We start from the raw sequence: 321 nt of genomic DNA, 5'->3' as shown, positions 1-321 counted from the left end.
AGTATAAGTCTTGTGATAATTCGGATCGTCCCATTCGGGGAACTCAGGTATATCATTCACAGGATTCCCTAAACAGACCCACACTAAGCCGTAGCGTTCCTGGCAATGATAGGTCTTGGCTTGTGCATTTGCTGGAGGTATCATGTCAGGGTGAGCCGGGATCTGTACGCATTTACCTGCTTCATTGTATCTCCATCCGTGATACGCACAAACCAAAGTATGATTCGCTATTTCTCCCATAGACAGAGCCACACCTCGGTGGGGGCAGTAGTCTTGCCATACCTGTATGGGTGAATTAGGTTCATCACTGCGCCATAGTAA

The 321-nt window shown here is 47.7% G+C and carries 1 protein-coding gene; it reads right to left on the bottom strand.

Translation table 11 applies throughout. From position 1 onward, the window contains the following. Positions 1 to 321, bottom strand: a 321-nt coding sequence (locus tag ACIR131C_RS26955) for a Rieske 2Fe-2S domain-containing protein (RefSeq protein WP_231395505.1), incomplete at both ends; no start/stop codon positions are given.

The organism is Dolichospermum circinale AWQC131C, from assembly GCF_000426905.1.
In the GTDB taxonomy this organism is placed as follows: domain Bacteria; phylum Cyanobacteriota; class Cyanobacteriia; order Cyanobacteriales; family Nostocaceae; genus Dolichospermum; species Dolichospermum circinale.
The sequence above is the reverse complement of the archived record's forward strand: the minus strand, read 5'-3'. Positions and strand labels throughout refer to the sequence as shown.